The sequence below is a fragment of the Klebsiella sp. K5-306 genome (assembly GCF_051835185.1).
Taxonomy (GTDB): domain Bacteria; phylum Pseudomonadota; class Gammaproteobacteria; order Enterobacterales; family Enterobacteriaceae; genus Klebsiella; species Klebsiella oxytoca.
Map to the genome: position 1 here is coordinate 1 of NZ_JAIFJY010000025.1, position 26,975 is coordinate 26,975.

The following is a 26,975-nucleotide window of genomic DNA, read 5'->3' on the forward strand; positions in this document are numbered from 1 at the left end:
TCCGCTGGCGCTGCTGAAACTGCGCAACTTCAGGCTGCCGGCGCAGATATTCAGCGCCGGTGTCCCGGCAGCCGGCCGCACGGATGAAGAGGAATATGACGCGGGGAAGGTGAGTGAATAATGAACCTGGCGGCGGCCAGCCGCGACGATATTTGACGGTCTTAAGACCTCTTCGGCGTGGCTGGAAATGCCCCCCCTCGTATGAAGCTATTGTGTCGGAGACGGGACGCGGCGAAGCAGAACAAATCCGGTTACGGCCGGAGAGAGAATTGTTACCTGGCGTACTGAGATCTGTCTTATCGCTCAGAACGGCGGGTAGTGCGTCAGTAATCTGAATATCGACCCATTAAGGAGAGCGCAATGGCGAAAGGGAGTGACTTGATTCGCGTTGACAGAACTACCTGCGGCGGATTTATCTGCCGGTTCACTATTCTGGGCGTACCGGTTGCGCGTGAAATAGACCGGGTAACGGGTGGTCAACATCCGGGCATATACACGATCGCTGGCTCTATTCCTGGAGACAGTCTTGATGGCCTGGGGTAGGCCGGAACGTTGCATAATAAAAGTTCCTGTCCTGGCCCGGTTCGGTTTATCGCCTCAATGATGAACGATACCTATGAGCTGTGATGCTGCTAAAGGTGTATCAGATCGTTCTTCCTTCCCGCGCTTTTAACAAAACGCGTTCACGTTGCTACAAGGCACAGCATAAAATTCTATGGATGACTTAACTCTGCGTTATTTTGACGCCGAAATGCGTTACCTGCGTGAAGCAGGTGAAGAATTCGCCCGCGCCCATCCTGACCGGGCAGCGGCCTTAAATCTCGACAAAGCGGGCGCGCGCGACCCGTATGTGGAACGCCTGTTTGAAGGCTTCGCCTTTCTGATGGGCCGCCTGCGGGAAAAGCTCGACGACGATCTGCCGGAACTGACCGGCGGTCTGGTCAGCATGATCTGGCCACATTACCTGCGTACCATTCCTTCGCTCTCCATTGTCGAATTCACCGCGGACTGGCATGAACTGAAAGAATCTCTACGAATAGAAAAGGGCTTTGGCATACTTTCGCAGCCTATTGGCGAAAAGCGCACCCGTTGCCATTACACCACTACGCAACCGTTGACCCTGCTCCCCATGTCGCTTGTCCGGGCGGGGATGTCGACGGAAGCGGACGGGCGCTCGCTTATCCGCCTGCGCTTTGAGTGCAGCTCGCTGGCAGACTGGAGCCGCATCGATGTAAGCCGCGTCCCGCTGTATCTGAATGCCGATGCGCCGCTGGCCTGCGCTCTGCATGAGGCGCTGACGCTCCGGGTGGCGAAAACGTATGTTCGCCTCCCCGGCAATGCCGAACGCAGGACGCTGGACGCCCGTTTTGCCGTCTGCGGTTTCAGTCAGGATGAGGCGCTACTGCCGGAGAGCGGCAGCTTCAGCGGTTATCAGCTGCTGCTGGAGTATTTTTCCTTCCGGGAAAAATTTATGTCGGTGACGCTGCGCGGCCTGGAAAATGTGAATTTCCCTGAGGTTCTGGCGTGGTTTGAAATTGATATCGTGCTGGAGAAACAGTGGCCGCACGAATATGCGCTGTCGGAGAAAAATCTGCGCCTGCACTGCGCGCCGGTGATTAATCTGTTCCCTCTGGAGTCCGATCCGCTGCACCTGGACTCGTTGCAGACCGAATATCTGCTGCGCCCGATGCGTATCCAGGATGGTCATACCGAGATTTATTCCGTGGATTCGGTCACTTCCTCGCGCCATTCCGGCCATCAGACGTATGTGCCCTTTACCAGCTTCCGTCACAAAGGGGGCATGCTGCGCCATGATGCGCCGGAATATTACTATCATACGCGGGTGAAGCCCGGTCCTTCCGGGCTGCACGACACCTGGCTGATGCTCGGCGGCGAGGCGTTTGATAACCACAGCGTACCTGAGCATGAAAAGCTATCGCTCAGCCTGACCGGCACTAATGGTCAACTGCCGCGCCGGGCGCTACAGAGCGCGCTGCTGGATACGGTGGTGAAATCCACCGCCACGCCTATCCAGCTGCGCAATCTTTGCGCTCCGACGCTGCCGTGCTATCCGCCGGATCGCGACCGATTTCACTGGCGAGTACTGAGTCATCTCGGCAGCAGCTTCCTGTGGATGATGGATAACGCCGACGTGCTGCGCGGCGCGCTGGCCCTCTATGACTGGACCGATAACGAGATGAATCGCCGCCGCCTGGAGGCGATTGTTGATGTCAGGCACAGCGAGGTGGAACGTTTTGCGCAGGGCCATTTTCTGCGCGGCGTACAGATTGAGGTGACCCTCGACAGCAGCGGCTTCGCCGGGCACGGCGATATCTGCCTGTTTGGCGAAATGCTGAACCGCTTCTTCGCGCTCTATACCGATATTCATCTGTTCAACCATCTGATTCTGATACTACAACCTGGGGGAGAACGTCTCGAATGGCAGGAGAACCACAACCGCCGTATTCCCGGCTGAGTCCCCGGCTGGAGCGGGAAATCCATCGCATTAACTTCTACCGCTTCTGCCAGTTACTGGAAAAGCGTCACCCGGAAGCCTCCCCGTTGGGCGGTACTCTGAACCCGGCCAGCGATCCGGTACGTTTTCGCCCGCATCCGGGAATGGGCTTCCCGGTTAGCGAGCTAAAAGCGGTGGAATATGATGAGTATCATCCTGATGCGCCGCCGACGGTGCGTACGACGTTTATGGGGCTCTACGGCGTCGACTCACCCCTGCCCACCGCATGGCTCGATGATATCGCCCGAAAGCGGGAAGGGCACGAAGCGCAGGAGGCCTTTCTCGATATCTTTAACCACCGCATTCTGACGCAGTTCTATCGCATCTGGCGAAAATATTCGTACCCGGCGACGTTTGAAGCGGGCGGCAGGGACAGCACCTCGCAGAGTCTACTGGGACTTATCGGTCTGGGCATACCGGGTACCGCAAAGCATATCGCCACTCCGACGTCGCGTTTTCTGGCGCTGCTCGGCATCATGCGCCTGCCTGCGCGTACCGAAGAGGGCGTGCAGGCGCTGGTACGGCTGCTGGCTCCCCGCACGCAGGCCCGCGTCACGCCGCACTCTCCGCGCCCGTTTTCCATCAGCCATCCTCTGGGGTTTTACGACAATGACGATTTTCTGCTTGATGGCTATAACGTGCTGGGCGATGAAACGACAGAGATCAGCAGCCAGCTGTTGATTGCGCTGAACACGGATGATATTGCCGAGACGCAGGGATGGTTACCGGAAGGGCAGCTATATCAGGACTTTGTGGTCCTGCTGCGGGTCTATCTCGGGTGGCGCTATAAGGCGCGGATACAGCTGACCGTTCCTGCTCAGCTACTGGCTGCGCCGGTGCTGGGCGACTCCCCTTTTATGCTCGGCATGACGGGGGTACTGGGTGTGGAGGGGGAAACGATCCCGCCCGATATCCCCGCCGCTTTTACTATTGAGCCAGGCAACTATAACGGAATGCCGTCTGCAACTTTACAACAAGGAAACCAACGTGTTGCGTATCACTTCGATTAAGCGATCTACCTTACTACTTATACCGTTAATGCTGACGGGGTGTGGCCTGATGCAGAAAATTAGCGACGGCACCTCATCGGTAGTGAAATCGGTCTTTTATAAACCGGTAAAAACCCTGCATCTGGACGTGACTGGCCGGGCGGAGCTGAACACCGATGAGCGGGAAAATGCCTCATTCTCCCAGCCGGTGATGGTATGGGTGTACCAGCTCAGGGACCGTAAGGCGTTTGATCAATTGCTCTATCAGCAGCTGGCTTCGGAAGGTGATAATGCAGCCGGAAACGAACTGCTTGCCAGCCATAGCCTGGTGGTGAAACCCGGCGCAGACGCCAGCCTCGACATGCCGATGGATGAAAGAACGCAGTTTATCGCGGTGGTGGGGCTGTTTCGGGCGCCGGATATGGTGAGGAATGACTGGAAGCTGGTACTGAGACGCGACGACCTCGATCCGGACAAACCACGCGTTATTGAAGCCAGCCAACATCGTCTGACGCTGCAACCGAAGAAGGATGACTGATGATGGGGGGAACTTCTCTGTATGAAATGCTCTACGGCAATTTTGCCGGAGGGACTGCACTGGACCAGGTGAGCGAAGAAACCCAGGTGATTCTGTCGGTTCTGGATAATATGCAGCGCATTGTTAACTGTCGCGCCGGGACGCTGGCGCATCTTCCGGATTACGGCCTGCCGGATATGACTAAAATTCTGCAGGGTATGCCAGGGACGGCCCATGAACTGATGAGCATCTTGTCGACCGTGTTGCTTAAATATGAGCCCAGGCTAAAGAAAGTGAAGGTGGTTCTGCTGGCGCAGGCGATGGCGGGCAAGCTGCGCTATGGGCTTGATGCTGAGCTGAGGGGTATTGGCCTGGTACGTTATGGTACCGTATTTATGCCCGAGGGAAGGGTGCTTATTCGTCATCTGAAGCAGCAGCATTACCTGGAGGCCCGTTCCGCAATCCAGGCTTTGCAGGCTGGTATCATCAGTTCGTCCAACGCTGAAGCTTGATGAGAACCGGCGGTGGCCCGTGCCCGCCGGGGAATGATGCGCTTTAAAGATGAAAACGCGCCATCGACGCTCTTCTTGCGAGCTGGCGCGGTCCGCCGCGCCAGCTCCGCTTACAGAGACGTTTGGCTACCCCTAACCAGCGGGTCGTTTAATAACTACGTAACTCATTGGCTTCCCAGCTATAAACCTCATTACCAACTAACGAATCGCCAAGTTCCTGATAATCAAAATGATAAAACTCAGCGCTGGCGCCATAGCCGGAGTAGTCGACTGCCGCAAGGCCAACAAACGCTCCGGTAAAGAAACCGCCATAGCTCTGCAAGACATAGTCATCTGAAAGGATAGCGGCATCTAACCTGACCGGGATTTCAGTGAACGCGACGCCATCAAAGCTATATTCATAGCTATACGTTTCCTTCCTGACTTTGCTGCGCAACCAGACATATTCGACATGCTCTGGCACCTTAATGGCATTATCTTTCAGATAGGAAGTATATTTTCCGCGATTATTTTCCCCTATTTCAATGACCCTTCCATTAATTTCATTCCAGGTAACAAACACAAAGCTCCAGTGGCGATCGTTATAGTAATTCGTTAATCCTGCCATTTGCTGGTAGTTGAACGGATCAAATTTTACTTTTACCTGGGCATCAAAATAAAAGGCTTGCCAGCGTCGGGCAATCAGCGACAGATCGTGCGTATTGGCTAAAGAGCCCTGGCCGATTAAGGTGAGCTTTCCGTCTCCGGTAGTACCCATTTTCTCGCTAAAGGGCACCCGCAGCGTATTCCAGTTGGGATCGAGCGTCGGCGTGGTAAAGTCGTCGTGCTGGCTACGATCCTCTGCACTTTCGGTATAAATGGCGTCTTTCGGCCCCTCGACGAACGTTTTACCGCCGTGACCGCCCGCAATACGCGGCCAGCCATCTTCATCCCAGTACACTTTTTGGATCGACGTTTCTCTGCCGAGGGTTGACCAGCCGCGAGGATCGTAGACCGACTCGCCAGGGCGATTCCACGGACGAGCGCAGAGCGAGGCATAGTACCATTCGCCTCCTGGGGTAGAAACTAAGGCGCCATGCCCTTGCTTTTGGATATAGCTGTCTGGCGTATCAACATTCGTTAAGAAGACGTCTCCCGGTTCGGTGGTAAAACTGTTGGCTTCCAGCGTTTTTGAGCGGGCAACCACTTCCTGGTGGGTGAATACGGTTCCTCCTTGAGCGGCAAAAAGATAATAATATCCGTTGAGCTTATAGAGATGTGGCCCTTCAACGAGGCCAACGGCAGTCCCATGATAAATGGTACGCGCGGTTCCTGGCATTAATTTCAGGGTTTTGGTATCCAGTTCGGTTAACGTAATGCCGTCAAAAGGGTGGTGATATTCGCGATGATCCCAGGTTTGCTGCACGATATATTTTCGGCCATCATCATCGTGGAAAAGAGAGGCATCAAAACCCACGCCGTTAAGCTTGACAGGATCGCTCCAGGGGCCGCGAATATCGGTCGCGGTGGTCAGATAGTTAGTCATGTCTTTAAAGGCGCCTTCGGTGACTTTGACATCGGTATAGACTAACCAGAATTGACCGTCGGCCCAGGAGAGCGCCGGCGCCCAGATGCCGCCGGATGAGGGGTTGCCTTTCATATCCAGCAGGGTGGTCGTTGACAAAGGCGCAGGGAGAAGATTCCAGTGCTCAAGGTCTTTTGACTCATGTAAACGAACGCCAGGAAACCACTCAAATGTAGAGTTGGCGATATAGTAAGTGTCCTCGACACGGATAATACTGGGGTCGGCATTAATCCCACGTAAAATAGGGTTTTGAATAAGAGACATATCATTACACCTTTTTTATTTAAAAGTTCCAACTGCGTCAGATTTATATTTTTAACTACACGCGTATCTCATCAAGCTGACGATTGATATCGGTCACGTTTTTGTCCGAGATGGGATAAACCTGGATAATGATCATTGAAATAATCGCCAAAGCAATCGGGATCCAAACTGCGGTCATTATAATCCCCTCGATTGCGCTGGCACTTTGCCGGGCGCCGGTTTCATTGAAGCCATAAACGGCCAGCAACCACAGAGGAAACGCGCCGCCGATAGTAAAGCCAATCTTAAAAAAGAGCCCCATAATAGCGTTAATGATGGCAGCGTTTCGTTTGCCCGATTTTAGTTCGCCATATGCAATCACTTCCGGCACCAGCGCCCACATGAAGCCGGTCGCTGACGTTAAGCCCCACTGTTTAATAAATGTCGCGATGTAAGCAAGCCACAGCGCATCGTGCATACCCTCGCGCGACCAAATATAGGTTAATAATTCACCGACAATGAACATGGCCAGAAAAAGATGGAAGAACCCTTTTTTGCCAAAAATTTTCTTGAGTCGCGGCCAGAAAATGGGGAAAGCAATGCCCGGAATAGAGGCGACCAGGCCAACTGCCCCCATCCATTCTGAATGGCCAACAACGTACTGATTGAAAAAGCCATTTACCGTGTTCATAAAAAACATGAACGTAAAGGCCAGCATAAAGAACAGTCCGAGAATAACCAGCGGGCGATTATGTTTGAGTTCAAGAAAAAGATCGGTGGTTTTGACGTTAGCCGTCTGTTCCGCTGTCGCCACCACACGTTCTTTGGTGAATTTATAGCAGATGAAAAGCGCCACCGCGCCAATCAACATATAAATTGAGTAAACGCCAAACCAGGCATAGTTCGCAGAAGGATCGGTATAGTTACCCAGATTGAGTTCAATACCAAAAAAACCGGTGTCCTTCAGGCTGCGATCTTTAGGCGAAGCCATTTGTACAAACATCGGGAACAGAGTATAGACAAGCAGGTTGGCGCTGTTGGCCAGCATCATTCGCGTACTGGTGAGCTTATCAATCGATTCCGGGTCGCGCGTCAGTGAAGCGTTAAGTGAACCATAAGGAATATTCACGAGCGAATAGACTAAATCCAGCGCCAGATAGATGATAAAAGCAAAAGGGACTGAACCGCGGACGCCGGGGATCGGGGCAAAAAGTAAAGCGGAAAGGATCACCAGCGGCACGCCGGCTCTGAGCAGCCAGGGACGGTATTTCCCGGCGTTCGATGTTCTCTTATCAACGAAAGTTCCCACCATCGGATCCCAAAAGACATTGATGATGCGGACAAAAAGAAATATAAACCCTGCCGTTGCTGTACTGATGGTATTGACCGTCAGCATGTGCAGAGCAAGAAAACCGCCAATTGTGCCAAAAACCAGGTTTTGAGCAAAGTCGCCCATCCCATAACCAATACGTTCCCCGCGAGTTAATTTATGATATTCGTCATGGCGACTTTGCATTATGTTTTTACCCATGCTGAGCAGACTCCGGCTTGCTGTGTAGATGTGTAACACTTTCTGACATAAATGATCTCGAAGAATCTATTACGTTTTTAAATTAATTTATTATGTTTTTTTACTTCTGTGATCATCAAAGCAAAGGCAACTCCAGAGTATGTTGAGTCGCTACACAAAAATGCTATTCCGCCTGCGTTGGAATTTTCTAAAACCACCATTTTATCCCTTACAACTTGCATTCCTGCATAAAATGTACGCCAGATAGCTCCCCGAGTGTTAAATATATAAAGCTGTTATTTGCGAGATGGCTCACATTTGGGGCTTTTCTTAATCGCTGAGTGAAATAACGTAATTCAATGACCGGGCAGGAGAATAGAGGATGTGTCACAATTATTAATTTACTTTTCCCTTGATTTTGGCGTTTAGCATGCAACGGTATTTTGCGAGGGGCACGGTCAGCGTTTATACCACCAGCGCGGCGCTGTCGCAGTCGAGTCGTTACGGTGTTCCTGGCGGTAGCGCAGGTTAATACGTCCATCACTGCCGACGGGTGTTTGGGCGCTCCGCAAGCCTTGTGGACGCTTGCGCTGCAATAAAGGCATGCAGTCGAAAAGGAGAGGGACGGGACAATAACGTTTTTACCCATACTGTTTTGCATTTATGCAGCCGATGAAGACTTGCCGGGTATATGCCGCAATAATCGTAAGGATATATCCGCAGGGTTTTCCTTATACCCTATGAAAAATAGCAGGGGGCTGTTGGAATAAGGATATACGTTCCGTCGCAAATGCCTGAGCCGTTACTGAGTTCACTGCTGGTCAGCGAATTATCCTTAGGGTAGATTTATACGGATTAGCATAAATGATGACACGTTTATTAGGGAGGCGCGACAACCCGAATAGTGAAAAAACCTCACTGGCCGGACAAAATAAAAATTAAATTGCTCTCATAATAGCGGCATATTCTGCCTGCCCGGAATGGGATTGTTATTATCTGAATAAGATTAACCTGTCTTGAGATAAACATGACAATGATAAAAAACTTACATCAACGATGGCGGTTATCGCCGCTGGCCTTCCGCGACTATGACAACGGCAAGGACACTAGCGACAACCGTAAAACGATGGCGCCATCGTGCGGCCAATGTACTTCTGGAACGATGTGCATTCGACCTGGCTGGAAGCAAGCTATCAGCGCGTCGATTACGATCGGGGCGGCGATAACCGCGGCTGGAAGCTGACGCTGTCGCAAAACATCGCCATTGGCATGGGGGCGGAGAGCCGCCGGATGCTGCGCTTCTACGTCCCCGGCGGCCGGGTGGACAATAAGCACATCGCCAAAGTGAACGACAGCAGCGTCGAACGGCTGCATTCGTTAAACGTCGGCGGGATGTTTGAGGCGTGGTTCCAGGTCTGTCGGCATCTACGCGAACAGGCTGGCCTGCGCCGGCCTGTTCGCGGGTTCTGTAGACTTAATTCACCGTCAGGCGCAGGGCCAGATCCTGCGGATAGGGATCAAAGTAGTTCTGCGTCTGCAGGTAACGATCCGGGTATTCCGCCAGATAGTGCTTAAGCAGCGTTAGCGGTGCGAGGATCGGCAGCAGTCCGGAGCGATAGTTGAGGATCACGTCGCGTAACTCGCCGCGCTGGCGGCTGTTCAGCTGGTTACGGAAGTAGCCCTGAATATGCATCAGTACGTTGGTGTGATTTTTACGCGAGGCGGGCTTTTTCAGGATCGCCATCAATTTGTCGCGGTACGCCACAAAGAAAGCCTCCAGATCCTCCCATTCATGCAGCGAGGCAACGAACGGGCCAATTTCCCGGTAACCCGCCTGATGGTGAGCCAGCAGCTGAAGCTTATAGCGGCTATGGAAATCCAGCAGCCCACGGCGCGTCAGGCCACTTTTGTGCAAGCAGTTGAGCTCGTGCAGGGCAAAAACTCTTTCGACAAAATTCTCACGCAGCGCCGGATCGTGCAGGCGGCCGTCCTCTTCTACCGGTAGCCAGGGATATTTCTCCAGCAGCGCGGCGGTAAATAACCCTCTGCCTTCTTTACGTCCGCGATTGCCCTTATCATCATACAGCCGCACGCGCTCCATACCGCAGCTAGGTGATTTGGCGCAGACGATAAATCCCGACAGTTCGCCCAGCGTCGTAAGGTGGGCGCTGGCAAAATCGGCCATTTTCTCCGTTACGTCGTCGTGCGGAGCATGGGTGAAGCGCATGCGGATATCCCCTTCGCGAGTTTGGACCAGCCGCAGCGCAGGCCGGGGAACGGGCAGGCCGATCGCCATCTCCGGACAGACGGGCTTAAACGCGACCCATTGCGCCAGCTCATCCATCACGAATCCCATTCGCTTATGCCCGCCGTCGAATCGCACGGCTGCACCGGTCAAACATCCGCTGATCCCAATCAAAGGTTGTGTGCTCATGGCATAATCCTCTTTTATTGTGCTGTCCGGGTGAAGAAAAGGGTGACGGTGGCGACGGTAACGCCAAATTTCTTCATCTCCGTTTTGTTGAACAGATGCACGCCGTCCTGCAGGAACATCCAGTCGTCGAAATCGAGTCGCCAGCGGCTACCCTCGGCTTTTACGTTCATGCTGTAGCGCCAGTGAAAAGCGTTGCCCGATGCCTGGCCAAGCGCCACGCCGGTAATATCGCCAGCGGTGCCTTGATAACGGTTGTCGCCGGTGCGGCGAATGCGCCATACCCGCTGCTGCTTTTCGCCATCATCGTAGACAAAGCGTTCATGTAGCGTCAGCGTGTCGCCAACAACCTCACCGTCAATCTCAACATGAAAGCGGCGTAGCTGCTTGCCATGGCGATCCTGCACCATCCCCCATGCTTCGGTTTTACCCTGAAAATAGTGGAAGATATCCAGCGCCGGCTGCTGCTGTCGATAATCGGTCACTTCGGCGCTGCAGCCCGCCAGCGCCAGCATCAGCAGCGCGAGGCCAAGGGTCAAAATGCGTTTCATGATGTTCGCTCCGCGGTGAGCTGCACGACGCTGATGGTGCGGGCGTTAAATCCGGCCTCACAGTAGCCGAAGTAATAAAGCCACATGCGGCGGAAACGTTCATCAAAGCCGAGCTTCTCGATATCCTGCCAGGCGTGGAGAAAACGCTGCCGCCAGTGGGCCAGGGTACGGGCGTAGTCCGGGCCCATATCGAACAGATCGCGCATCACAAAATCGGTATGGCGCGTCATCAGTTCGTTCATCACTGTAATGCTGGGCAAAAATCCGCCCGGAAAGATATAGCGCTGAATAAAATCCACGCTTTTGCTGTAGCCGCGATAGCGCTGGTCCTGGATGGTGATTGCCTGGATCGCCATCCTGCCGCCCGGACGCAAGCGCGCCTGACAGGTGCGGAAAAAAGCCGGCAGATAGCGTTGGCCCACGGCCTCAATCATCTCCACCGACAGCAGCTTGTCGTACTGGCCGGTGAGATCGCGGTAATCGCAGAGCAGCACGTCGACGCGATCCTGAAGCCCGGCGCGGGCAATCCGCGCTTTGGCCCACTGAAACTGTTCCTGCGACAGGGTGGTGGTGGTGACCCGACAGCCGTAATGGCGAGCGGCGAATTCGGCCATTGCTCCCCAGCCGGTACCGATCTCCAGCAAATGATCGCCGGGCGTAAGCGCCAGACGCTCGCACAGGCGCGCCATTTTGGCCCGCTGGGCCTGGGTGAGATCCTGACCGTCATCGGTAAACAGCGCGCTGGAGTAGAGGAGCTCGTCGTCAAGAAAGCGGGCGTAAAAGTCGTTGCCCAGATCGTAATGGGCGGCGATATTCTCCTTCGCCTGCGCGCGCGAGTTGCGGCGCGTCCAGTGGCGCAGTCGTTCTACGGGCTTGCCCAGTAGCCGGAAGCCGCGCTCCAGCCGTCCCAGCACCTGGCCGTTGCGCGCCAGGATCTGCAGCAACTGCGTCAACTGCTGGCTCTCCCATTCTCCGTCCATCCAGGCCTCCGCCGCGGCAAGGCTGCCGCCAGTGAGTAAGCGCCAGTAGACGCCCGCGGAGAGGACGTGCGCGTCGGCGCGTAACGTCGCGGCGGGGTCGCCAAAGTGAAAGGTCTGCGCCCCTTCGCGAACGGTGAGCGAGCCTTCACGAATGCCGCTCAACAGACGAAAGAGCAACCAGCGCGCGATACGTACGTTGCGCGGGATATCGGGCTCAAGCGCAAAAACGGGATCGGTCATGAGCGTTCACTCCTGCTGACAGGATGGTTGTACAGCGGCACGCGCTTGAGCCACAGCCGTAGCGCCTGCCAGTAAATCGCGAGAACGGTTTTCAGCGTCATCAGCGGAATGCGCAGCAGCAGCCCTCGCAGGTTGGCCCGGGTTAAGGGTTCACGGCTCAGGGCCAGCGTGGCATCGAAGACTTTTGCCGTCTGATGGTTCTCAATATGCATATGCAGCGTTTTACCGGGCCGGTTGAATCGCCAGTGATAGACCATGTCCATCGGGTTAAACGGCGAGACGTGAAATGCCTTATCCAGCGGACGCGTCCGTTGGCCGTCCACGGCGTAGTAATGCCGTTCATTCCACGGCGTGTTGCGCACTTCTGCCAGTACCCAGCGCAGGGCGCCTGCGCCGTCATAGCAGTAGTAAAAGTTGACCGGGTTAAAATGAAAGCCCAGATAGCGCAGCTGGGTCAGCAGCATAACGCGGCCATCCGGACGCGCGCCGGTCAGGCTTTCCAGCCGATTCAGAACCTGCGCTTTCAGCGGCGTACCCAGCGGGTAATCCGCATCGTAAAAAGAGGCGGCAGCAAAACTATTGCGGCGGATACCCACTTCGCTGAGCAGGTCCAGTTCATCCAGATCGAGCCAGGCCATGAAGATGCGATAGCGAAAATGGTGCGCTTTCGGCTGGAGACGGCGGTGGCGTAATACCCCTTCATACAGGCAGCTGTTCATTTCAGCGATTCTCCGTCGCGGCGATGCCGTTGACCACATCGAGGGCGCTGCGCACGCCATCTTCATGGAAGCCGTTATACCAGTACGCGCCGCAGAACCAGCTCCGCTGGCGGCCGTTGATCTCCTCGCGCCGCAGCTGAGCCGACCCGCTTTGTGGATTAAACAACGGATGTTCATAGACCATACGTTTCCAGACGAAGCGCGGGTCCACCGGCGTCGGCGGATTGAGGGTGACGCAGAACAGCGGGGCGTCGGCAGGCAGGCCCTGAAGAATATTCATGTTGTAGGTGACGCAGGCGCTGGCCTGATCCTGCTCGCTCAGGCGATAGTTCCAGCTGGCCCAGGCGCGCTTACGCACCGGCAGCCAGCGGGGATCGCTGTGCAGAACCACCTCGTTGCGCTGCCAGCCGATATCGCCCAGAATCTCGCGTTCGGCGACGGTGGGTTCCGCCAGCATGGCCAGCGCATCGGCCGAATGGCAGGCGAAGATCGCCTGATCGAAATGCTCCTCTCCCGTTGCCAGTTGCAACGTCACGCCATCCTGACCGCGGATAACGTTTTGCACCGGCGTATTGAGGCGGAGGCTCAGGCGATCGCCAGACCGGACAAGCAGGGCGCGGACGTATTCGCGCGAGCCGCCGGGCACCACGTACCACTGCGGACGCTGGCGGATATCCAGCAGGCCGTGATTATCAAAGAAGCGTAAGAACAGCGCCAGCGGGAAGCGACGCATCTCCTGTAGCGACGAAGACCAGATAGCGGCCCCCATCGGCAGAATGTAGTGGCGCGCAAAAAAAGGGCTAAAGCGGTGGCGCTCGAGGAAGGTCTGTAGCGTGGCGGCCGGGTCGAACGCGCCTCCCAGAGCCTGCTTCGCCAGCCGATTAAAACGGACGATTTCTCTCAGCAGACCCCAGAAGGCCGGCTTAAGCAGATTGCGTCGCTGGGCGAAAAGCGAACTCAGGCTATGACCGTTATACTCCAGGCCACTCTGCGGGTTATGGACCGAAAAGCTCATTTGCGTTTTTTGGCCGCGGATCCCCAGCTCGCTCAGCAGGCCGATAAAGTGCGGATAGGTGCGATCGTTATACACAATGAATCCGGTATCGATGGCCCACGTACCCTGCGGCGTGGCGATATCCACCGTTGCGGTGTGCCCTCCCGGCGTGGATGCAGCTTCGAACAGGGTTACCTGGTGTTGCGCGGCAAGACGCCATGCGCAGGTCAGCCCGGCAATCCCGCTGCCAATAATCGCGATTTTCATGACCGTACCATCCTGCGTAACAGCTTGCGTTGAAGACTTTCAGGAAGCCCGGCCAGCAGGCGCAGAAGCAAACAAAAGCCAGTCGGGAAGGCAATACGATCGTGACCTTTCGCCAGGCCGCGGCGAATGGCTTTCACCGCCTGCTCCACGCTCACCTGTCCAGGCATTGAAAAATCGTTCTGACGCGTTAGTGGGGTATCAACAAACCCAGGCGAAACGACCGTGACGGCGATCCCTCGTGGCTCCCAGTCCAGGCGCAGACTGTTGGCAAACCAGGTTAGCGCCGCTTTCGATGCGCCATAGGCCTCGGCCCGTGGAAAGGGCAGCCAGTGCGCCATCGAGCTCACCAGCACCACGCGATTCCCGGCTGACAGCTGCGACTGAAGCGCTGCCAGGCAGTTCACCGGCCCGAGAAAATTGGTGGTGATGACTCTTTCAACCAGCCCGGCATCAACCATGCCGCGATCGAGGTATTCGCAGGTCCCGGCGCAGAGAATGACCCAATCGGCGCGGCAGTTAGCGAGCGTCTGGCGACAGGCATCTCTGTCCGTCATATCGAATGAGAGGACGCGGATGTTGGGGCTGTGCTGCTGTAGCGCCGCCAGACGAGACGGATCGCGGCCGCAGGCAATGACAAGATGACCATCCGCAGCAAAGGATCTGGCGAGCCCGGCGCCAATGCCGGAGCTGGCGCCGGTGATCAGAACAGTCATCATTTCCGCACCCTCCGCTTGACGCCGCGCACCGCCGATCCCAGCAGGGGAAGATGTTCATACAGCATCTCTCCGGCGTCGTAGTAGTCACGCTGATGAATAATGCGTTCGTCCTCGATGGTGACCGTTGAACATCCCGCAAGCTCTAGCGCCGCTCCGCCGGCAAGTCGCGGATGCGACCAGTGCATGGTCCAGGCGACGGCAAAGCGTTGACCGGCGCAGAGCGGGGCATCGAGGGTGAAACGGCAGTGATCCACGTTAGCCAGCAGGTGTGAAAGGTAATCCTGGATTGCGGCCAGTCCCTGATGTTGGCCAAAAGGATCGATCAGCACGGCATGGGCATGGTACAGCTCGGCCAGCGCTGAGGGCGGCTGGGTATCCAGCGTGGCATAGTACGCGCTAAAACGACTGATGGCGGACGACGAGGGACGCATAGGTCACTTCCTGAGTAAACAATGTGGCATAGTTAAAACTTACACAATTAATAATATTTGTCCAAGTTTTGGTGAAAATATTTTTTATTGTTGTTATTTATCATGTGGTTATTATTGAAACTTTGATGCGTGGTTCTGGAGGCGTTAGCGAGAAAAGAGGCGTCTGCGAGCGGGTGCGAAAAAGTTGCACGAAAAAGCAAAGGGGGATTTTTGTTGGGGCGATACTGAGGGACCTGTTCGCTGCGCCACGGGGTGTGGCGCATGCCATTACAGCGCGACAATCTCCAGCGAGACAACCTGCTGCTGCCAGCGTTCAATCTGCCTCTGCCGGGCAGGCGAGAGTTTACCGGTCGTCACCAGCAGCCATTTGCGTTCTGGCAGGATCTCCGGTGCAAGGGTTGCGGGAGGGGTGGGAAGGACGTCGATGCGGTGACCCTTGCCGGTGCGCTTGAGCGCTTCAAGCCAGATTTCGCAGGCGTCCGTCAGGTGCCAGCCGGTGATCAGATAGTTATCGCCGGGCGCTTTTTTGTCCCCTTCGAGGCAAAAGGAGGTATAGGCGATAATGATGCCATCGAGGATTTCGCGCAGCGTCATGATTGCCGGGACATTGGCGGAAACCTGGCTACGCAGCGGGCGCAGCACTTCGGTGACCAGCTCGGGGCGGGGATATTCACGACCGGCGTCGTAAATCAGCTGGCGCAGGGATTCGATTTTTCCCTCTTTCAGTCGCTGCAGCATGCTTTCCTGCAAGGTGAGCCAGTTATTTGTCCGTCGCGCGCCGGGACGGGCCAGCAGGGGCTTGACCTGGCTGACCGGCACCCCTTTTTTGACCCAGTCGAGAATTTTGAGCGCCTGCTGAATATCGTCATCGCTGTACAGACGATGGCCGCCATCGGTACGCTGTGGCTTAAGGAGGCCGTAGCGACGCTGCCAGGCGCGAAGCGTGGTCGCGTTAATGCCGCAAAGCTGCGCAAATTCACCGATGGAGTAGGTCATAAGGTACACCTGATAATCAACAATACTCTCAATAATATACTACGAATAGCGGCGGGTTGAATGGATTGCCCCGTTTACCACCCGCCGCCAGCGTTGCCATCGCTCAGTGAGCGGAAAAAGCATACAACCCATAAATCGCCGCCATCCCTGCGATGCTGACCATCGTACTAATGACGAACCAGGTCCTGAACGGCTGCTTCTGCGTTTTGTGGCGGAACAGCCTTTGGCCCGCTATTGCGCCAGCCCAGCCGCCCAACAGGCCAAATGTCAGTAAAGTGGCCTCGGGCACTCTACGCCAGGCCCTGCGCGCCGCCATTTTATCCACGCCATAAATCACCAGCGTCAGTACGTTAATCAGCAGCAGCCAGACAGCAAAGGGCCAGGAGGTAAAAAAGCTACCGATCGCTGCGAAGAACAGTAGCAGCCAGCAACACCGGTTGAGATGCATAATATGAGCCGCGGTTATTTTTCAGCGTGAATGCAAGCCGCATTATACGCATTACCCGCGACGAGAAAACTCCGCTGCTCGTATCGGATTCAGTGAGCTTATTTCGCCGGTTGACGGCTGGTGAGCAAAGTCATACCCACCGCGGCAAGCAGCAAAATGCCGCTTAAGCCAAACGCGCTTTGCCACCCCAGGCGGTCGAATGCCCAACCTCCAGCAGTTGAACCCAGCGCGATCGACAGCTGAATGACGGCGACCATCAGGCCGCCACCCGCCTCGGCATCATTGGGCAGGGTCCGCGCTATCCAGGTCCACCAGCCGGTTGGCGCCGCCGTCGCCAGCATTCCCCATAAGCTTAACAGTACGGCAACGGGCCAGACGTGGTGGCCGACCAGAAGCAGCGTTGCGGCAATCGCCGCCATCAGCAACGGGAGGGTGATTAAGGTCTGATAAAACCGGGCGTTGAGGAGCGTCGAAACGCACAGAGTGCCGATAAAACCCGCGACGCCGATAGCGAGCAGAATCAGTGACAGACCTGAGGCGCTGATATGGGTTACCGTTTCCAGAAATGGCCGCACGTAGGTAAATAAGGCAAACTGGCCCATAAAGAAAAGTCCGCAGGCCAGCAGGCCGATGGCGACGATGGGGCGGCTGAACAGACGAAGCAAAGCACCGCGTGGCCGACTCGCTGTGGCGCTTTCCATCGCTGGCAGGCTGACGCACTGCCAGATGAATGCAGCTATCGCCAGCGGCACGAGGCAGAAAAAAGCGCCGCGCCAGCCGACGGTGGCTCCCAGGTAGCTGCCAAGCGGCGCCGCTACGACGGTTGCCAGCGCGTTACCGCCGTTGAAAATCGCCAGCGCACGGGGAACCTGGTGCGCCGGCACCAGTCTGATAGCGGTGGCCGCCGACATGGACCAGAAGCCACCGATAACGACGCCAATCAGGGCTCTTCCCGCCATATAAACCGCATAGTTGTGGGCGAGGGCAACAATCATTCCCGACGCCGCCATCAGCACCGTCAGCCCCAGCAGGAGATATTTACGATTCAGACTGCCGGCAAGGTCAGAGATGGTCAGGCTGGTCAGCACCGCCAGGGCGCCGGAAATTGCAATGCCCTGGCCTGCCAGCCCCTCGGTGATATTTAACTCTCTGGCAATCGGCGTCAGCAGGCTGACCGGCAGAAATTCGGAAGCGATAAGGACAAAAACGCACAGCGTCATGGCAAAGACGCCGCCCCAGTGGGCGGGGGGTTGAGGGTGTGGTGTATTACGACTCAATATGGACATGATGGACATCTCTGGATATTTTTTCGGCCAGATTCAGGCCCTGCCGCAAAGGACGCCTGGCATGGAATAGCGGCAAAAAAACGCGGTGAAAAGTCATGGGCGCGAGGGTCAGCCGCCCGCAAAGACGAGCGGCTCGGGGGCGTTATCTCAGGCTGGTTTTGAAGAACTGTTCAAATCTTGCAAACGGGATTTTACCGGCCGCATTATCATACAGATCGACATGGTTCGCGCCGGGGACAATGACCAGCTCTTTCTCTTTACTGCCGATAGCCTTGAAAGCGTCTTCGGCAAAATAGCGTGAGTGGGCATTTTCACCGGTTACGATCAGCGTCGGGATGGTGACTTCATTGGCATAGCTCAGCAGCGGCATATTCATAAACGACAGCGGCATGGTCGCGTTCCACGCGCCGGTTGAGTTGACGGAGCGGGCGTGGAAACCGCGCGGCATGCGGTAATAATCAAAGAACTCTTTCAATACCGGGTTCGGGTTGGCTGGCAGGGTTTCCGGCAGGATACGATCGCCCGCGCTGGCGTTGCCTTTCTCATCGACATAAATGTCATGTCCGCCCGGTGCGAAGGTACCGTTTTCCGCATCTTTCCAGCGCTGCGCGTTCAGATATTGCAGTACGGCGCGGCGATCGGCGGTGGTATAACGATCTTTACCGTCGCCAACGCCGTGGCCCATCGCGCGGCTCATATCGTACATAACGCTGGTGGCCACCGCTTTGACGCGGGTATCCATCGCGGCATCGTTCAGCGCCATGCCGCCCCAGCCGCAGATGCCGAGCAGGCCGATTCGGTTGCGATCCACTTCGTTTTGCAATCCTAAAAAATCCACCGCCGCGCTGAAATCCTCAGTATTGATATCCGGCGAGGCGACGTTACGCGGATGACCGCCGCTTTCCCCCGTGTACGAAGGATCGAAGGCGAGGGTGACAAAGCCCTGTTCTGCCAGGGTCTGGGCATACAGCCCGCTGGACTGCTCTTTCACCGCGCCGAAGGGGCCGCTTACGGCAATCGCCGCCAGCTTGCGCTCGCCGCGATCTTTAGGGATGTAGAGATCGCCGACCAGGGTGATCCCGTAGCGGTTCAGGAAGGTCACCTTGCGGTGATCGACTTTCGCGCTTTTCGTAAAGGTTTTGTCCCAGGTTTCGATCAGCGAAACGGGCGCGTTCGGATTGGTTGTATCGGCATAGCTCATGGTTGTTACTCCACTTAATGATGCGCATAGCAGCATGGCTGGCATGACGGCCGTCAGTTTTCTGGTGAACGCTTTCATCAATATTTCCCCTAAAACAGGTTCCTGATACAGGTTTCATACGGACAACGCTGCTGTGCTTTGTTGCAGTGCGCTGATTATAGTTAGCAGTCAGAGTGCTGATTAGCGGGGGCAAAGTGCTAAGATTCATATCAAATTGTGATAAATAGCGAAACGGTAGCGGGGAGAATGATGGCGAGGCGGGAAAACTATAACGATCTTTACCTGTTCATGCTGGTGGTGCGGGAAGGGAGCTTTACCGCCGCCGCGCAGCGGCTTGGGCTGGCGCAATCCGGCGTCAGCCGCGCCGTACGCGAACTTGAAGAAAGGCTCGGCGTACAGCTTCTGGTGCGCACGACCCGTAAACTTTCACTTACCCAGGCCGGCGAGCAGCTCTATCGAACGGTAGAAGCGGGCTTTGATGCATTGGATTCGGGGCTTTCCACTCTGGCGTATTATCGCAACACGCCTTCCGGCACCGTCCGCATTAACGCCAGCCAGCACGCGATTGATAAAGTCCTTCTGCCGAAGCTGGCGGTGTTCAAGCAGCGCTATCCTGATATCCGGCTGGAACTTATTAGCGAAAGTCGGTTTGTCGATATTATTGCAGAGCGGTTTGATGCCGGGGTGCGTCTTGGGCCGGAGGTCGGCGGCGGCATGGTCGCAGTGCGCATTTCGCCCGATATGGAGATGGCCGTTGTCGGCACGCCCGAGCATTTTCGCCGCTACGGTTTCCCGCAAACGCCAGCTGATCTGGTCGTCCATCCCTGTATCGCTTACCAGTTTGGCGACGGTAGCCTTTACGCCTGGGAGCTGAATGAGCAGGGTAAAAAAATTACCCACCGGCCTCAGGGGCAGTGGGCTTTTGCCGACAGCTATATGGAAGCGAAAGCCGCCCGTCTGGGACTGGGCCTCGCCTATGTTCCGCAGGAGCTGGTCGCCGACGACCTGGAGCGGGGCGCGCTTATCAGAGTCCTGCAGCGTTACAGCCAGCGGCTGGAAGGCTCTTTTCTCTATTATCCTCATCGCAACGTCTCCCCCGCGCTGCGGGCGGTGATAGATACATTGCGAACTTGAGCAGGTACGAGGATGCCTGATACGGGAGACGGGCACGAGGAGAGGAGCGGTGCCCGTGGCGGTCAGTGACCGGCGCAGCGCCGAATGCGAAGTTATTAGAGAAATAAGGGTATGTGGTTTTAATGTTAAATTCTGTAGTTGTATTTGTTAATTTTTGCGCCAGTTCCTATAATCATCGCCCAACATGTTAGTAGGGCTAAGCGATGAAGTTATTATCTACGGAGCGCACCGATATCTGTTTACTGGCGCCCGACCATGCACGGCATTTACAGGATTATTTGCTGGAAAACCGTTCTCACCTTGCACCATTCGAACCCTTGCGAAATGACGACTATTTTACGTTAGACACTATTGCGCAAAGAATCAGCAGCGCGCGCAGAGAGTATGACGAAAAACGTAGCCTGATGCTGGTTTTCACCCTCAAAAATGAACCGCAAATCATCGGCAGTATCAACTTCACTAACTTTGTCTTCGGCGTTTTTCAGGCATGCTATCTGGGCTTTTCCCTCGATCGCGCCTGCCAGGGAAAGGGCCTGATGCGCGAAGCGTTAGAGCAGGCGATTCGGTACGTGCGTGAGAATTACGGGATACACAGGATCATGGCCAATCATCTGCCTGATAACGTGCGGAGCAGCAATACCCTTAAAAGTCTGGGTTTTGTGCAAGAGGGCTATGCGCACTCTTATCTGAAAATTAATGGTATCTGGCAGGATCACGTCCTGAACGCATTAATCTTTCCGGAATGAGTATCCGCTGTCGTGCCGCCGCCAGCCATCGCAGAGCCTATGGCCTGGCGACGGTTTACTGACGGCACGCCTGTCCTGCTGTGAATTAATCCTGTTAATTTCACCCATGAGGACGGTATTAAATTTGTTTTTCACAATAAGCTCTCTAACCATTCGGTAAACACCCGAACTTTGCGGGAAAGATGGCGGTGCGGATACAAAAGTGACAGTTTGCGATCGGGGGTAGGATTGTCGGGTAAGACTTCCACTAACAGCCCCCGGTCGAGATAAGGCTGTAAAAACACGTTCATCCCCTGGACTAATCCCAGGCCTGCCAGCCCCGCAGATAAATAGGTTTCTGAGTTATCCACGACCAGCTTACCGGGAAGCGTCATTTCAACGGGGCCTTCTGGCGTGGTAAACGTCCACGGCATGCTTTGTCGGCTGTTGCTGTTAATCCAGTTGATCGCCTGATGCTGCTGTAAATCCTCCAGCGTGTTCGGCGCGCCGTAGCGGGCAATATAGGCCGGGCTGGCGCAGGTCGTCATTTTAATATTGCCCAGCTTACGGGCGATATAGTCTCCGTCATCCAGTTCCCCGACGCGGAGCAGGCAGTCAAGACCATCGCGCAGCATATCTCTCCGGCGATCTGAGCTACTAAGAATGATTTCGAGGTCAGGATGCTGGCGATAAAAATCAGGAAGCCTGGGGACAACCAGTAAAGTTGCAAAAGCGATGGGCATATCAACCCGCAGCTGGCCGCGCAGTACGCGATCGGCGCCAAAAGACTCCAGCAGCTCATCCGCCTGGGAGAGTAAAGGTTTACTCCGGTGATAAAACGTTTCCCCGTCAGGCGTCAGGCTAATGCGACGCGTGGTTCGCTGCAGCAAACGCGTACCGCAGTGCTGCTCAAGCAGCTGTAAGGCTTTCGTCACGGCGGGGCGATGAACTTGCAGGTTTTCTGCTGCCTGAGTAAAGCTGCCTGATTCGACAATTTCAATAAAAATTCTTATAGATTCAAAGAGATTTAATTGCATGGCTGGATTCTTTTGCCTGCTGCCAGAGTAGATATTGTTATCAATTTTATAATAGTGATGAACTTTTTTAGCTATTTTTCTAAATAATCTAACGTCATACACTCCTTCCAGCAAAAACGACCCGCGCCGTAGCGCCACTGCGAAGGATAATCCATTATGAAAACTAACCGTATCTGCCAGATCCTGCATATTGAAAAACCGGTGATTCAGGGCCCTCTCTCCTGGTTGACCGATGCCCGTCTAGTCGCCGCAGTCAGCAATGCCGGGGGACTTGGCGTACTTGGCCCTAATGCCGGATTAACCGCCGCGACTGCGGTATCAACGCCCGAAGAAACCGCTGAAAAAATGCGCGAAGAGATTCGTAAAACTAAGCAACTGACCGAAAAGCCTTTTGGTGTGAACCTGATCCCCTCTCCAGACAATGACATCTGGACCCCACCCATTCTGCAGGTAATTAAAGAAGAGGGCGTCAGCGCTGTGGTTTATACCGGCTACGGTGAAGGGGCGATCATACCGTCGTTATTTAATGAACTTAAACAGGCGGGCATTGCTATTATTTATCGCGATATCAATCCAACGCCTGAAAATACTCGTCTTGCTGAAGACGCCGGCGCCGATATCATTGTCGCGACCGGTTTTGATGAAGGGGGAACCTTGCCGGGCACCGCGCTGGGTACTTTTTCAATCGTGCCGCTGATTGCCGATGCGGTGAAAAATATTCCGCTAATGGCTGCGGGTGGTATTACTGATAACCGCACCGCCAGAGCGGCGCACGCATTAGGCGCAGAAGGGGTATTTGCCGGTTCGGTGTTTATCGGAACGGAAGAGAGCAGGGTACCGCTGTCGATTAAAAACAGAATTATTGCCGCCAACGGTCTTGATTTGCTGCTGTTCCGCACGCAGCCGCACTACTATCGCTCCCTGCCGGGCAGGCTCGCTGAAACTTTGGTCGCAATGGATAAGGCCGGCGCAAGTCATGAAGAGCTCGGCAGAGCAATGGGGGGATTGCGTGGCTTGCGTATTGGCATGCTGGAGGGGAATGCTGAAGAAGGCTATATCTCACTCGGTACGGGGATCGGCACTATCCGCAGCATCAAAAGCGCCGCCAGTGTTGTGAACGAGTTAGCCGTAGGCTGAAAACCGACGCAACAAAATCATGACGGGATCTCGCGGTTGCCAAACCCCGTCATGGCATCACGCACCAAACGCGCCGTCAATGGTCTGCATGGCTCCTGTTACGAACGAGGCTTTCGGGCCTGCCAGCCCCGCGACCATTGTTGCGACTTCTTCGGGACGACTGTGGCGTTTAATAAATACTACTTTTGAGCCACGAGGCAATATCCTGGGTAGGTATATTATTTTGTGCATTCCACGTTTTATTCATTGGCCACCACATACCGTCTCCCCTGGCAAAAGCTGCGCGATAGCGAAGCATTCCATCGTCCGGGTTTGAACGTAGTTGTTCCAGTAGAGTGGGCAAAGTGAGTACCTTTTTTGAAAAGCATTTTTGAGTTACCCGCTCAACGGTGTCCGCCAGTTTTCTATAGGAAGTGGTTTCTCCGGCGATAAAGATAACTTCATTTCTCACCTGCGGTTGTTGCAAATAAATCGCGGTGGTCAGACGGCCAATATCCGCGGGTGTTGTTACGGTAACCTGGGTATCCCAACTGCCGAGGGCATTAATCGTATTTTGCGATAAATTCACCACGTCGAAGGCAGGCTCGAAAAGAAAACTGGTAAACATACCGGTCGAGATAATCACCCATTCTGTGGCGATTTGTTCCCGTAATAATGTTCTGACGTCATACTGTTCGTCCCAGACGGGTTGACCGCTGCCTTTTCCGACTACATCGTAATTTACGCCAAACTGCCAGGGAAAATAGCGCTTCACTCCGGCCTCCAGTACCGCACGGGTAATCTTTATCTGGGTTCCTGTGCCAGCAATAAAGCCCATGCAGTTGATGATGGTATCAAACTCTGCAAACGGGCCAGTTAACGATGCAACAGTACCAGCGGCTACGTCGCGGGCAATAAATTCTGCCCCCGCCGCCGCCAGTTGTTGATGGCTAGCAGAAAGCAACTCCCCCCGATCGTCCCACGATCCTGGCGACACGATAACCGCGACTGTACCATTTTGCCGCTTGACCGCCGGGATTAATGAGCTGAGTACGGCTGCGCCCAACTGTCCCGCTCCCAGCACTAATACCTTTTCACCTGCGTTAATATGAGATTCTCTCATTCTGACTCCTTACTGATCAGGTCACAATATCGATTGGGTTTAGGGAAGTTTAGGTCGATGAGCTACATTCGATAAGGACACAACATTGGGTTAAACTGTTCGCAAATATGGAACAATCGCGTGGGTGAAGGGGCAAAATGGATAAGCTGGAATCAATGCAGGTCTATGTTTGCGTGGTGGATTCACACGGGTTCGCCAGAGCGGCTGAAGTGCTGGGGCTGCCGCGCTCAACGGTATCGCGGGTGATTAAAGAGCTTGAAGCATACCTGGGAATTCAGCTTTTACAGCGTACCACCCGTAAGCTTAGCGTGACGGTAGACGGCCACAGTTATTATACAGAGTGCAAAAGGCTTCTGGCTGAGATCGCCACCCTGGAGTCCTCTTTCCCCGGTAGATTTGCGCAGCCCAGAGGACGCTTTAAAGTGGGTATGCCGCAGTCCCTTGCCCGACATTGTATTATCCCAGGGCTGCCGGAATTTCTGCAGCAGTATCCCGGTCTGGATATCACGATTTGTTCAAGTGATGACGTAGAAGATATTATTCAGGAAGGGTATGACTGCGCGATACGAACGGGCAGAATCGACGATTCGACCACTTTGGTTGCCCGAGAGCTTGCAAGCTTTCGCTGGGCGATTCTCGCTTCTCCAGACTATATTGCCGCTCATGGTCGGCCGGAAACTCTTGACCAACTGGAACAGCATCGCGCCGTTGGCTACCTGAACCACCGTACCGGTCGGAGTATCGAGTGGCATTTTTCGCTTGCTGAGGGGGATTATGCCCTTCGCATGAAAGAGACGCTGGTCGTCGACGATACGGATGCCTACATTCAGGCAGGAATACAAGGGCTTGGGCTCATTCGGATTGCCAGCTATCTGGCTATGCCGTACCTGCGCAGTGGCGAGCTGGTATCCTGTCTGGAGAACTTCTCTTCCGCTTTGCCCCTTTCGCTGGTTTATCCGCAAAACAGATACCTTCCTCCTTCGGTACGGGCATTCTATGCGTGGAGCAAAGCGCTGTTACAGCAGGCGGTCACTGACGAATAATCGCTATCCAGGGCGTTAATATTCGGGCCATTAAGCCGCGATTATGTGAGCGCCGTAACCTTGCTTCCGCCACGCGAGCAAAATAAAACTTGCTATCAAACTACTTTTGTGCGATCAATAGATGGTTGATTTACTCCACAGATCCAGTAATGAAACGAGTAGTAAAGCAGTTCTCATCTCAAGCGTTATCCATCGATAATCCTTCTTTAGAGTCTCCTTTTCGTTATTAATTAATTCTGTGAAGCAAATAGTGTTAAGTTTTTTGAACCTGCGACAACGATGACGGTCTAAGCCCGAGTAGACAAGTTCAGAAGCTGACGCGAACGGTGATAGCAAAAGTGGTATTTTAGTATCGCCGTTTAGCGTGAAAAAGTGCAAAAGAGATATCGCTATCCTGAAAGCACGCAACTTTTTATTGAAATTTACCGAACATTACGTGCCCTGAGGGCAAATTAAGCAAACAACAACATTAAAAAATCGCTGGTGCAGTAATAGAGCTCAATCTGGACTAAGCTTCAGAGGTATCTATCAGAAGTAATGACAATGAGTCATTGTTATTCTCAACCATTCAGAGCAGCGCGATGACGCTGTAACAGAAAGCCGGGAAGGTGATTTCTGTGAATGTTCCTGCGGTAGAGAATGTTGTAGCAAAAAGAGGCTAACATCATGATTGACCACATTCATTTCAGGTGCCCATGCTGTCATGGGTCACAGTACAGAACATCGACTTACGATGTGTCTGAAAAAAATCCGTTTGGCGCGAAATGCATTTTTTGTAAATCGGCAATGATTACATTCGATAATATCGCCCCGCATATTGCCAGAAACTCGGCATCGCTCGAGTTACGCAAGTAACCTGGCGGCCCTGAAAGGGGCCATTAATCTTAAATTATTCAATATTGTCACCCTTTTGTCACTAAGCTGCCTGCGGGCGGCTTTTTTGTGTAAAAAAATCGCTTACGATTCGCAGGCGAAAGCATTATGGCCATAATTACAGTACATAACTGGTAGCACCGGCATCCGGAAAAGTGTGATCTTGATCAATGTTGCCTGCCCGTAATGCCATTAAAAATGAGATAAGAAAAATAAATGTAATGGATTAATGGTGATTAATATGGCGATTAAAGAGTTTTTTATTCAGACACAACCGGAAAGGCGCCGTTATGGCGTAGCGCTATTTGTCGGGGTGGTTGCAGGGATTATGTCTGCGTTCGTTAAATGGGGTGCGGAAGTTCCTTTACCCCCTCGAACCTTTTCCGGTGGCAGGGATGAGTTTAATCCGCCGTATCTTTTCTTGCGCGACTATCTGGGAATTGACCCCACGCATACGGTATATACTTTTTCCGAGCATATCATTAATCCGGTTATGGTAACGCATATTATATTCTCTCTGGTGTTTGCGGTGGGATATTGCGTTGTTGCTGAAATCTTTCCGAAAGTCAAATTATGGCAGGGGGCGTGGGCAGGGATTGTTGCTACCATTGCCGTTCACTGGATCTCATTTCCGTTACTGGGCCTGACGCCTTCCTTATTGAATATTCCTGCAGATGAGTATATTTCGGAGTTAGTGGGGCATATTTTTTGGTTCTGGGCGATTGAGATGATTCGTCGCGACCTTCGCAACCGCATTACTCACCAGCCTGACGCCGAAGTGCCTCTGGATGCGCCCTTCAGATAATTGGCTCCG

General features: G+C 54.3%; 26 protein-coding genes and 2 pseudogenes. 12 read left to right on the forward strand and 16 right to left on the reverse strand.

Translation table 11 applies throughout. The features are described 5' to 3' along the window. The first annotated feature begins 360 nt into the window (after window positions 1-360). The 5 genes from K2184_RS26180 (at window position 361) to tssE (ending at window position 4,533) form a co-directional block, all read left to right on the forward strand. Entirely contained in the window at window positions 361-543 is a 183-nt protein-coding gene (locus tag K2184_RS26180; protein WP_004101508.1) for a hypothetical protein, read from the forward strand. 172 nt (window positions 544-715) lie between these two features. After that, window positions 716-2,476: a type VI secretion system baseplate subunit TssF gene (gene tssF, locus K2184_RS26185; RefSeq protein WP_004101509.1), complete on the forward strand. Its 1,761-nt coding sequence runs from the start codon at window positions 716-718 to the stop codon at window positions 2,474-2,476. Then, window positions 2,440-3,525 (forward strand): type VI secretion system baseplate subunit TssG, encoded by a 1,086-nt coding sequence (gene tssG / locus K2184_RS26190; protein WP_004101510.1) that lies wholly within the window; start codon window positions 2,440-2,442, stop codon window positions 3,523-3,525. The genes tssF and tssG overlap by 37 nt, the downstream gene beginning before the upstream one ends. Then, window positions 3,503-4,042: a type VI secretion system lipoprotein TssJ gene (tssJ, locus tag K2184_RS26195; RefSeq protein ID WP_004101511.1), complete on the forward strand. Its 540-nt coding sequence runs from the start codon at window positions 3,503-3,505 to the stop codon at window positions 4,040-4,042. The genes tssG and tssJ overlap by 23 nt, the downstream gene beginning before the upstream one ends. Further along, window positions 4,042-4,533 (forward strand): type VI secretion system baseplate subunit TssE, encoded by a 492-nt coding sequence (gene tssE / locus K2184_RS26200; RefSeq protein ID WP_004101512.1) that lies wholly within the window; start codon window positions 4,042-4,044, stop codon window positions 4,531-4,533. The genes tssJ and tssE overlap by 1 nt, the downstream gene beginning before the upstream one ends. Before the next feature lie 148 nt (window positions 4,534-4,681). Here the strand turns inward: tssE and K2184_RS26205 are convergent, their stop codons facing one another. Beyond that, window positions 4,682-6,361, reverse strand: coding sequence for a glycoside hydrolase family 43 protein (locus K2184_RS26205; RefSeq protein WP_163525847.1), 1,680 nt, complete (start codon window positions 6,359-6,361; stop codon window positions 4,682-4,684). Between the two features lie 55 nt (window positions 6,362-6,416). After that, complete coding sequence (locus K2184_RS26210) at window positions 6,417-7,856, reverse strand: MFS transporter (RefSeq protein WP_163470950.1); 1,440 nt, start codon at window positions 7,854-7,856, stop codon at window positions 6,417-6,419. A gap of 1,066 nt (window positions 7,857-8,922) precedes the next feature. Between K2184_RS26210 and K2184_RS26215 the strand changes: the two are divergent. Beyond that, window positions 8,923-9,260: pseudogene (locus tag K2184_RS26215) on the forward strand (carbohydrate porin); the annotation flags it as partial. Between the two features lie 64 nt (window positions 9,261-9,324). Here K2184_RS26215 and K2184_RS26220 read toward each other — a convergent pair. From K2184_RS26220 to K2184_RS26270, 11 genes are all read right to left on the reverse strand, one after another. Further along, on the reverse strand, window positions 9,325-10,284 hold the full coding sequence (locus tag K2184_RS26220; protein ID WP_163525848.1) for a YbgA family protein: 960 nt from the start codon (window positions 10,282-10,284) through the stop codon (window positions 9,325-9,327). Between the two features lie 14 nt (window positions 10,285-10,298). Then, window positions 10,299-10,832, reverse strand: a complete 534-nt coding sequence (locus tag K2184_RS26225; protein ID WP_024274072.1) for a DUF3833 domain-containing protein — start codon at window positions 10,830-10,832, stop codon at window positions 10,299-10,301. Further along, the gene (locus K2184_RS26230) at window positions 10,829-12,052 is read right to left on the reverse strand and encodes an SAM-dependent methyltransferase (protein WP_024274073.1); all 1,224 of its coding nucleotides are present in this window, start codon (window positions 12,050-12,052) and stop codon (window positions 10,829-10,831) included. The genes K2184_RS26225 and K2184_RS26230 overlap by 4 nt, the downstream gene beginning before the upstream one ends. Further along, window positions 12,049-12,771 carry a DUF1365 domain-containing protein gene (locus K2184_RS26235; protein ID WP_004101529.1) on the reverse strand — a complete coding sequence of 241 codons (723 nt, stop codon included), beginning with the start codon at window positions 12,769-12,771 and terminating at the stop codon, window positions 12,049-12,051. The genes K2184_RS26230 and K2184_RS26235 overlap by 4 nt, the downstream gene beginning before the upstream one ends. A 1-nt stretch (window position 12,772) precedes the next feature. After that, window positions 12,773-14,032 carry an NAD(P)/FAD-dependent oxidoreductase gene (locus tag K2184_RS26240; RefSeq protein WP_017146024.1) on the reverse strand — a complete coding sequence of 420 codons (1,260 nt, stop codon included), beginning with the start codon at window positions 14,030-14,032 and terminating at the stop codon, window positions 12,773-12,775. Then, window positions 14,029-14,748, reverse strand: a complete 720-nt coding sequence (locus K2184_RS26245; RefSeq protein ID WP_004101533.1) for an SDR family NAD(P)-dependent oxidoreductase — start codon at window positions 14,746-14,748, stop codon at window positions 14,029-14,031. Before K2184_RS26245 ends, K2184_RS26240 begins: the two co-directional genes overlap by 4 nt. After that, window positions 14,745-15,179: a nuclear transport factor 2 family protein gene (locus K2184_RS26250; RefSeq protein ID WP_004101535.1), complete on the reverse strand. Its 435-nt coding sequence runs from the start codon at window positions 15,177-15,179 to the stop codon at window positions 14,745-14,747. The genes K2184_RS26245 and K2184_RS26250 overlap by 4 nt, the downstream gene beginning before the upstream one ends. Window positions 15,180-15,446: 267 nt before the next feature. Continuing rightward, window positions 15,447-16,175, reverse strand: a complete 729-nt coding sequence (locus K2184_RS26255; protein WP_004101537.1) for a MerR family transcriptional regulator — start codon at window positions 16,173-16,175, stop codon at window positions 15,447-15,449. Between the two features lie 103 nt (window positions 16,176-16,278). Next, on the reverse strand, window positions 16,279-16,623 hold the full coding sequence (locus tag K2184_RS26260; RefSeq protein ID WP_023320839.1) for a DUF1294 domain-containing protein: 345 nt from the start codon (window positions 16,621-16,623) through the stop codon (window positions 16,279-16,281). A 98-nt stretch (window positions 16,624-16,721) separates the two neighbouring features. Beyond that, on the reverse strand, window positions 16,722-17,909 hold the full coding sequence (locus tag K2184_RS26265; RefSeq protein WP_023320840.1) for an MFS transporter: 1,188 nt from the start codon (window positions 17,907-17,909) through the stop codon (window positions 16,722-16,724). 142 nt (window positions 17,910-18,051) lie between these two features. Continuing rightward, window positions 18,052-19,188 (reverse strand): alpha/beta hydrolase, encoded by a 1,137-nt coding sequence (locus tag K2184_RS26270; RefSeq protein ID WP_163525849.1) that lies wholly within the window; start codon window positions 19,186-19,188, stop codon window positions 18,052-18,054. A 171-nt stretch (window positions 19,189-19,359) separates the two neighbouring features. Between K2184_RS26270 and K2184_RS26275 the strand changes: the two genes are divergently transcribed. Together K2184_RS26275 and K2184_RS26280 are read left to right on the forward strand one after the other, a co-directional pair. Further along, window positions 19,360-20,244: a LysR family transcriptional regulator gene (locus K2184_RS26275; RefSeq protein ID WP_004101545.1), complete on the forward strand. Its 885-nt coding sequence runs from the start codon at window positions 19,360-19,362 to the stop codon at window positions 20,242-20,244. 203 nt (window positions 20,245-20,447) lie between these two features. Next, window positions 20,448-20,990, forward strand: a complete 543-nt coding sequence (locus tag K2184_RS26280; RefSeq protein WP_004101547.1) for a GNAT family N-acetyltransferase — start codon at window positions 20,448-20,450, stop codon at window positions 20,988-20,990. A gap of 131 nt (window positions 20,991-21,121) precedes the next feature. Here the strand turns inward: K2184_RS26280 and K2184_RS26285 are convergent, their stop codons facing one another. Then, on the reverse strand, window positions 21,122-22,006 hold the full coding sequence (locus K2184_RS26285; RefSeq protein ID WP_024274075.1) for a LysR family transcriptional regulator: 885 nt from the start codon (window positions 22,004-22,006) through the stop codon (window positions 21,122-21,124). A gap of 156 nt (window positions 22,007-22,162) precedes the next feature. Here K2184_RS26285 and K2184_RS26290 point away from each other — a divergent pair, with 156 nt between their 5' ends. Further along, window positions 22,163-23,143, forward strand: coding sequence for an NAD(P)H-dependent flavin oxidoreductase (locus K2184_RS26290; protein ID WP_163525850.1), 981 nt, complete (start codon window positions 22,163-22,165; stop codon window positions 23,141-23,143). A 57-nt stretch (window positions 23,144-23,200) separates the two neighbouring features. On the opposite strand, the pseudogene K2184_RS26295 reads toward K2184_RS26290, so the two are convergent. Then, a pseudogene (locus tag K2184_RS26295) lies at window positions 23,201-23,317 on the reverse strand (oxidoreductase); the annotation flags it as partial. Further along, window positions 23,313-24,245, reverse strand: a complete 933-nt coding sequence (locus K2184_RS26300; protein ID WP_163525851.1) for an aromatic alcohol reductase — start codon at window positions 24,243-24,245, stop codon at window positions 23,313-23,315. The gene K2184_RS26300 and the pseudogene K2184_RS26295, both read right to left, overlap by 5 nt. A 137-nt stretch (window positions 24,246-24,382) precedes the next feature. Here K2184_RS26300 and K2184_RS26305 point away from each other — a divergent pair, with 137 nt between their 5' ends. From K2184_RS26305 to K2184_RS26315, 3 genes are all read left to right on the forward strand, one after another. Next, window positions 24,383-25,288, forward strand: a complete 906-nt coding sequence (locus tag K2184_RS26305; RefSeq protein ID WP_023320843.1) for a LysR family transcriptional regulator — start codon at window positions 24,383-24,385, stop codon at window positions 25,286-25,288. Window positions 25,289-25,954: 666 nt separating this feature from the next. Continuing rightward, window positions 25,955-26,143, forward strand: coding sequence for a cold shock small protein YmcF (gene ymcF / locus K2184_RS26310; RefSeq protein ID WP_004101558.1), 189 nt, complete (start codon window positions 25,955-25,957; stop codon window positions 26,141-26,143). Between the two features lie 259 nt (window positions 26,144-26,402). Next, window positions 26,403-26,966 (forward strand): YagU family protein, encoded by a 564-nt coding sequence (locus tag K2184_RS26315; protein WP_004112567.1) that lies wholly within the window; start codon window positions 26,403-26,405, stop codon window positions 26,964-26,966. The last annotated feature ends 9 nt before the right edge of the window (window positions 26,967-26,975 follow it).

What these genes read in the sequence shown, in the direction of transcription:
- K2184_RS26180 (WP_004101508.1), top strand. Translation starts at nt 361, where the DNA reads ATGGCGAAAGGGAGTGACTTGATTCGCGTTGACAGAACTACCTGCGGC.
- tssF (WP_004101509.1), top strand. Translation starts at nt 716, where the DNA reads ATGGATGACTTAACTCTGCGTTATTTTGACGCCGAAATGCGTTACCTG.
- tssG (WP_004101510.1), top strand. Translation starts at nt 2,440, where the DNA reads ATGGCAGGAGAACCACAACCGCCGTATTCCCGGCTGAGTCCCCGGCTG.
- tssE (WP_004101512.1), top strand. Translation starts at nt 4,042, where the DNA reads ATGATGGGGGGAACTTCTCTGTATGAAATGCTCTACGGCAATTTTGCC.
- K2184_RS26205 (WP_163525847.1), bottom strand. Translation starts at nt 6,361, where the DNA reads ATGTCTCTTATTCAAAACCCTATTTTACGTGGGATTAATGCCGACCCC.
- K2184_RS26210 (WP_163470950.1), bottom strand. Translation starts at nt 7,856, where the DNA reads ATGCAAAGTCGCCATGACGAATATCATAAATTAACTCGCGGGGAACGT.
- K2184_RS26220 (WP_163525848.1), bottom strand. Translation starts at nt 10,284, where the DNA reads ATGAGCACACAACCTTTGATTGGGATCAGCGGATGTTTGACCGGTGCA.
- K2184_RS26225 (WP_024274072.1), bottom strand. Translation starts at nt 10,832, where the DNA reads ATGAAACGCATTTTGACCCTTGGCCTCGCGCTGCTGATGCTGGCGCTG.
- K2184_RS26230 (WP_024274073.1), bottom strand. Translation starts at nt 12,052, where the DNA reads ATGACCGATCCCGTTTTTGCGCTTGAGCCCGATATCCCGCGCAACGTA.
- K2184_RS26235 (WP_004101529.1), bottom strand. Translation starts at nt 12,771, where the DNA reads ATGAACAGCTGCCTGTATGAAGGGGTATTACGCCACCGCCGTCTCCAG.
- K2184_RS26240 (WP_017146024.1), bottom strand. Translation starts at nt 14,032, where the DNA reads ATGAAAATCGCGATTATTGGCAGCGGGATTGCCGGGCTGACCTGCGCA.
- K2184_RS26245 (WP_004101533.1), bottom strand. Translation starts at nt 14,748, where the DNA reads ATGATGACTGTTCTGATCACCGGCGCCAGCTCCGGCATTGGCGCCGGG.
- K2184_RS26250 (WP_004101535.1), bottom strand. Translation starts at nt 15,179, where the DNA reads ATGCGTCCCTCGTCGTCCGCCATCAGTCGTTTTAGCGCGTACTATGCC.
- K2184_RS26255 (WP_004101537.1), bottom strand. Translation starts at nt 16,175, where the DNA reads ATGACCTACTCCATCGGTGAATTTGCGCAGCTTTGCGGCATTAACGCG.
- K2184_RS26260 (WP_023320839.1), bottom strand. Translation starts at nt 16,623, where the DNA reads ATGCATCTCAACCGGTGTTGCTGGCTGCTACTGTTCTTCGCAGCGATC.
- K2184_RS26265 (WP_023320840.1), bottom strand. Translation starts at nt 17,909, where the DNA reads ATGTCCATATTGAGTCGTAATACACCACACCCTCAACCCCCCGCCCAC.
- K2184_RS26270 (WP_163525849.1), bottom strand. Translation starts at nt 19,188, where the DNA reads ATGAAAGCGTTCACCAGAAAACTGACGGCCGTCATGCCAGCCATGCTG.
- K2184_RS26275 (WP_004101545.1), top strand. Translation starts at nt 19,360, where the DNA reads ATGGCGAGGCGGGAAAACTATAACGATCTTTACCTGTTCATGCTGGTG.
- K2184_RS26280 (WP_004101547.1), top strand. Translation starts at nt 20,448, where the DNA reads ATGAAGTTATTATCTACGGAGCGCACCGATATCTGTTTACTGGCGCCC.
- K2184_RS26285 (WP_024274075.1), bottom strand. Translation starts at nt 22,006, where the DNA reads ATGCAATTAAATCTCTTTGAATCTATAAGAATTTTTATTGAAATTGTC.
- K2184_RS26290 (WP_163525850.1), top strand. Translation starts at nt 22,163, where the DNA reads ATGAAAACTAACCGTATCTGCCAGATCCTGCATATTGAAAAACCGGTG.
- K2184_RS26300 (WP_163525851.1), bottom strand. Translation starts at nt 24,245, where the DNA reads ATGAGAGAATCTCATATTAACGCAGGTGAAAAGGTATTAGTGCTGGGA.
- K2184_RS26305 (WP_023320843.1), top strand. Translation starts at nt 24,383, where the DNA reads ATGGATAAGCTGGAATCAATGCAGGTCTATGTTTGCGTGGTGGATTCA.
- ymcF (WP_004101558.1), top strand. Translation starts at nt 25,955, where the DNA reads ATGATTGACCACATTCATTTCAGGTGCCCATGCTGTCATGGGTCACAG.
- K2184_RS26315 (WP_004112567.1), top strand. Translation starts at nt 26,403, where the DNA reads ATGGCGATTAAAGAGTTTTTTATTCAGACACAACCGGAAAGGCGCCGT.